Raw genomic sequence first — 4,666 nt, forward strand, 5'->3', positions numbered from 1 at the left:
TAATTTATCTTTAAAAACAGCTTTTTACCGCCACTAAAATATTCATCAAAATTCACCATACATCCTGGGTCAGAGCCCCTGAATCCATATATGCACTGGTCTTCATCCCCCACTGCAAATATAGAACTATTTCTTCCAATTAATTTTAAAATATCTATTTGAAGTTTATCACAATCTTGAAATTCTTGGTATGGAGATAAAAAAATATGTAGAAAAATATTAAATCAAGTATTATCAATATTTAGAACACAGAACAAGGTGTGTAGAAAATAGGTTTTGTAGAAAATAACGTAAAAGAAGCCCATTCGTGCACTTACCAACATAACTATCAACACATTATCCACATATATTTTATAATTACCTAAATCAATGTTACTGCTTTTATTTCCTGCTTTCATTCAGTAATTTTAATACCCTATGATACGTTTCACCGTAATAGTATTATCAAGGGTTTTCTTTATAAAAAATAGGAAAGCATGCTAGCTTTCCTATTTTAAGCTTATATTTGCGGACTAGCAGAATATGGTAAGACTGAATTATCTCTTAGTAACTTAGCATTGAAACTCTTATTAATTTCTAAGTTATTTCTTAAATTAATATTTTCGAAATACAAATTATTATACTCCTTTTCAGCCTTAATTCTTAGATCAATTTCCTTCTTTCTCTCAATTTCAGCTTTATGACAACTGTTTCTGAGAATTAAAATATGGCTCTTTATACTTGGGGTAGAGAGAAGTATAAATATTTTTAAGGCTATATTTAAAACTAATTAGTATGAGATCCAGCTGTAATAACCAGACCTAGATACACCTGCACATTCACATAGCCAGCTGATGTTCAGCATATTATTGTCTCGCTGGATCATTTGATGTATTATTTTAAATTTTTCTTGCGGTTTTGCTTGTACTTCCATTGTGCCTGCCAATTTAGAAAATTGATTTTTTTTAAGAATTCATTTTCTTGCTTTAAATATTTAACTTGATGCTGTAAACGTGCAATTTATTCATCAGATGTTAAAGTCTTTGTTGATGAGCGACCATATGTATCTTTTCTCATGTCACTAAATCCACCTTCACGCTTACTCATCTTTCTGAAGCGACGAGATATATTATCAATTCTATCTCTACCTAAAGCACTAACATCAAACCCTGAATTCCTTAATATCTCAGATGGCGTTTTTCCAGCCTGATACTCTGCTACAAAGTACTCCTTAAATTCTTCAGAGTAGGTAATAGCTTTGGCACTAGCACTTTTTACATATGGATTTTTCAATAAAGCCTCCAGTTGGTCATCTGTAAAATAGTTTTTCCCCATTATAGTAACTCCTCTGAAATATTTTATAACAAAAAAAGGCCCTATAAAATAGGTTGTTAAAAATAGTATTTCATACGTTTTTTTTAACTGTCTATTTTATTAATAAACATACCATTTTTTATATTTATTGAGAGTGCAGTTTTGTAAATACATTAATATATTATTCTCGAATATATGTAAACAAATATTATTATTACAAGAAGACCCCATAATACTTAAATATTACATTTCTAATGTACAATTTTTAAATTATATTTTAAGAATATTTGTTTGAACTCCGAGACATTTAAAAACAATTGTTTATCTATCTAAAAAGCAATCCTAAATAAATAGAATTTAAGCCGATCAGCTTACTTCTGCTTTTGTTGCTTTAGGCTATACTCAAAAAAGACATAGGAATTCTATGCCTTCTTGTATTTTGGGAGTTTTATTTGTTTTTAATAAAATCAAGCATTTTCGTAGGATTGCAACTTGATACGATAAGCTTGCATCTTCTTTTCTTTCTTTGTTTATTGTGCTGCGATATTTATTTTGTGCAAATAGTATAGAAACTGTGCCTTTTCAGGCACGCCCTGGCGTTAAATTAAATTTTTTTAATTTCAAAAATAACTTCGTCACAATAATCTGGACATTGAACTATAAGTTTTTCTCCGAAGCCCATTTGTTCTGGGGTAACACCTTTCCTGGCGGCAAATACAAAAGGAAAAAAAGATTGTAATGCCATTACACATATATTGTCAGTATTTTTCATATCTACTAGTGTATTTTTTATAGATATTTTATCTCCTTTTTTGTAACAACTACATTTAGATTCTACAACTTCTATTACAACATGTTCCATAAATATCTCCCCCTGATATGCAGTATTTAATTTAAACCTTTGTGCTAGTTCATTAACTATTAACTAATTGCTAAGCGAAATGTACAATGTGTTTTCTTATACATTTATGCGAACACGGTAATTAGCTGATACTCCCATCTTCTTCAAAGTGGGAGATAAACGCTACTAAGCACCTGGATAAGTTCTTCTAAGGTTCAGATGGAGAAAAGCGTTTTTCATAAGTAAACTCCACTTGAATCTAAGAAGAACTTGAAGAATCAACTTTATAGTGATGATTTTTTTATTTTAATATAAAAATCTTATAGAGTCAAGGAATTTATTGATAATCTATCAATATAATAGAAAAATACTGATAAACTATCAATTTTTTTTTAGCAACCACGACAATGGTGTTAAAAATAGTTGTTCCCTTTTTAGTTGTTACTTCGAATTTGAAATTTGCGTAGGTTGTAATCTTAATTAGTGGTGCTTCTCTTCGGGGGCTTCCGCATCTGCTTTGGTTACATGGACTGTATTACGTGGATGTTGAGGTGGTGCATAAATAGAATATACCTTAAGTGGTTTATTACCTGTATTGATAACATTGTGCCTTAAATTTAATTATTTAACAAGCTAATATTCTAATATAAGTTGCTGTATTTTTCATATTCTTGTGTAAATAATTTAACATGAAGTTCTTCGTCAAGAATTATTCTTTCAAGTAATTTTCTTATATACCTATCCTGTATCAAAGTTATATGATACCTATAATTTTTTATTGCCTTCTGCTCAGATCGAATGTCCTCCATAAGCATTTCTCTTATAAAATTGGTATAATTAACATACCGAGAGCTCCAAAGCTTGCCAGGAGGACAGGCATTGTCAATGTACATTGGTTTAATTCCTTCCAATTTAATAGTCTTACCTAAAAGCTCTAAGTGCTTCATTTCTACTATAGAAATTCCACCGATGAGCTCTGCATAATCATTATATTGACCTTCACTAACAAAATGTTGATACACATATAAACTGACTGCTGTAAATTCACTAACTGCACCAGCATAATCTTTTAAAAGAATATTAGCATACTGTATATTTTGCCTCTCTATCATTGGCTCCTGATATGGTAAGTTTACAGTATATTTAGTATGCTTTGATATATACCCTGACATATTTGTCCTCCAATTAATTAAATACATAATATTATATGATTATATATAAAAAGTATACAGTAGAACATTAATAGCTACATAAAAATAATTATATATTTAGGCCTAATACCAGCAAGCGTGTAACCAGGGGCAAAGTATATTCTATAATTTGTAAATTTATATTAGATATCTTATTGTATTTAGACACTACATTTCAATTGTATAATTTTGCATATAATTAATGGCATATAAGAAGGTCAATAAGTTAAGAATATTTTATATAAAAGTTATAATCTTTTAGTAAAACACTGTATTATTTAAACTAATGTTTTTTAACTTATATAAAATTACTGCAAGGAAAAATATGGTTGCACTTTAAAGTCACATAAAAGACATTTAAGCTATGGAAGTTGTTTTAGATGTGATTTTCATTAAAATAAAAAAAAGCCTTGTACTATAGGGTTATTTTAATGACTTTTTCAATGATTTTTTCTTGGTTTTTTCTATGTGAGGGATTACTTCTTCAAGAATATCAAGTGATTCGCATAGACATTCCTCAATAATGTCAGGTGTTATTAATACTGATTTCTTATTCAATTTTTCACCTTCTTTCAACATTCAACGTTTACCATTATATACCTATTATGCGCATATAGCAATTAAAATCGTGTTAAAGTTTTTAATAGTATTTTAAATTAAGACTATGTTTTAATTTGATGCTGATAATTATTCGAATTTAGTTTTAGGCTTAACTCCTATCCTTAAACAATTTGAATTTTCTATTAAATTCCCGTCTGTTATTGATACCATAAGAGTAAGAATCATCATACATTTCATATTGGCTGGCTACGTTTTGTTCAATGGTAGAAATTCTTATATATCCAACTTTCATATTTAAAACTTTCTTTGTTTAGTAGTTACCTTATTATACTATTAAACAAATGAGTGTCTGTCATATAATGCACTCATTTGTTTATACTTAAAATTACAGGTAGGAGGTGCTGGTGGAGGTATGCCTGAAAATAGAGAAGAAGTGGAAAAAGTCCCTTAAGCAGGAGAAGGCGCTTTTAAAGTCCTATCTCAAAAATATAAGGTGAATGTGGGTACAATCACATGGCCATCAAGTCAAGACATAAAATGGATAAAAAAATCATTTTATACCCACTTTGGGATTAATTTTCTTAACGTGGGTTTTGTCGGTTTTGTTGACGGTACCCTATAAGAAATCATAAAATTATTGAACTTCAAAAGAGTGATAAACTTTATACCAGAGCCATTTTAAGCTGCTTAAGCATCAAATACATCCTATCTGCTTTCATACGTTTGTTCTGTGGTATGTCCTTAAGATAGTATTTTGTATTTATAAAAGGAAATACTATTA

At 29.3% G+C, this 4,666-nt stretch carries 5 protein-coding genes and 2 pseudogenes; all 7 read right to left on the reverse strand.

Features of this window, described 5'->3' with window-relative positions:
• A pseudogene (locus tag ACJDU8_RS25085) lies at positions 1-188 on the reverse strand (UvrD-helicase domain-containing protein); the annotation flags it as partial.
• A gap of 811 nt (positions 189-999) precedes the next feature.
• Positions 1,000-1,314: an HTH domain-containing protein gene (locus ACJDU8_RS25090; protein ID WP_406794920.1), complete on the reverse strand. Its 315-nt coding sequence runs from the start codon at positions 1,312-1,314 to the stop codon at positions 1,000-1,002.
• Between the two features lie 583 nt (positions 1,315-1,897).
• A complete protein-coding gene (locus ACJDU8_RS25095; protein WP_406794921.1) occupies positions 1,898-2,155 on the reverse strand; it encodes a TIGR04076 family protein in 258 nt (85 codons plus the stop codon).
• 459 nt (positions 2,156-2,614) lie between these two features.
• A pseudogene (locus tag ACJDU8_RS25100) lies at positions 2,615-2,743 on the reverse strand (cupin domain-containing protein); the annotation flags it as partial.
• A gap of 32 nt (positions 2,744-2,775) precedes the next feature.
• Positions 2,776-3,306, reverse strand: a complete 531-nt coding sequence (locus ACJDU8_RS25105; protein ID WP_406794922.1) for a ferritin-like domain-containing protein — start codon at positions 3,304-3,306, stop codon at positions 2,776-2,778.
• A 441-nt stretch (positions 3,307-3,747) separates the two neighbouring features.
• Entirely contained in the window at positions 3,748-3,882 is a 135-nt protein-coding gene (locus ACJDU8_RS25110; protein WP_406794785.1) for a hypothetical protein, read from the reverse strand.
• 151 nt (positions 3,883-4,033) lie between these two features.
• Positions 4,034-4,177: a recombinase family protein gene (locus tag ACJDU8_RS25115; RefSeq protein ID WP_406794923.1), complete on the reverse strand. Its 144-nt coding sequence runs from the start codon at positions 4,175-4,177 to the stop codon at positions 4,034-4,036.
• Between the last annotated feature and the right edge of the window lie 489 nt (positions 4,178-4,666).

The sequence above is a fragment of the Candidatus Clostridium eludens genome, from assembly GCF_045310515.1.
GTDB lineage: Bacteria > Bacillota > Clostridia > Clostridiales > Clostridiaceae > Clostridium_B > Clostridium_B eludens.

Excerpts from the sequence above, each read along its gene's own strand:
- ACJDU8_RS25090 (WP_406794920.1), bottom strand. The coding sequence starts at position 1,314 with ATGGGGAAAAACTATTTTACAGATGACCAACTGGAGGCTTTATTGAAA.
- ACJDU8_RS25095 (WP_406794921.1), bottom strand. The coding sequence starts at position 2,155 with ATGGAACATGTTGTAATAGAAGTTGTAGAATCTAAATGTAGTTGTTAC.
- ACJDU8_RS25105 (WP_406794922.1), bottom strand. The coding sequence starts at position 3,306 with ATGTCAGGGTATATATCAAAGCATACTAAATATACTGTAAACTTACCA.
- ACJDU8_RS25115 (WP_406794923.1), bottom strand. The coding sequence starts at position 4,177 with ATGAAAGTTGGATATATAAGAATTTCTACCATTGAACAAAACGTAGCC.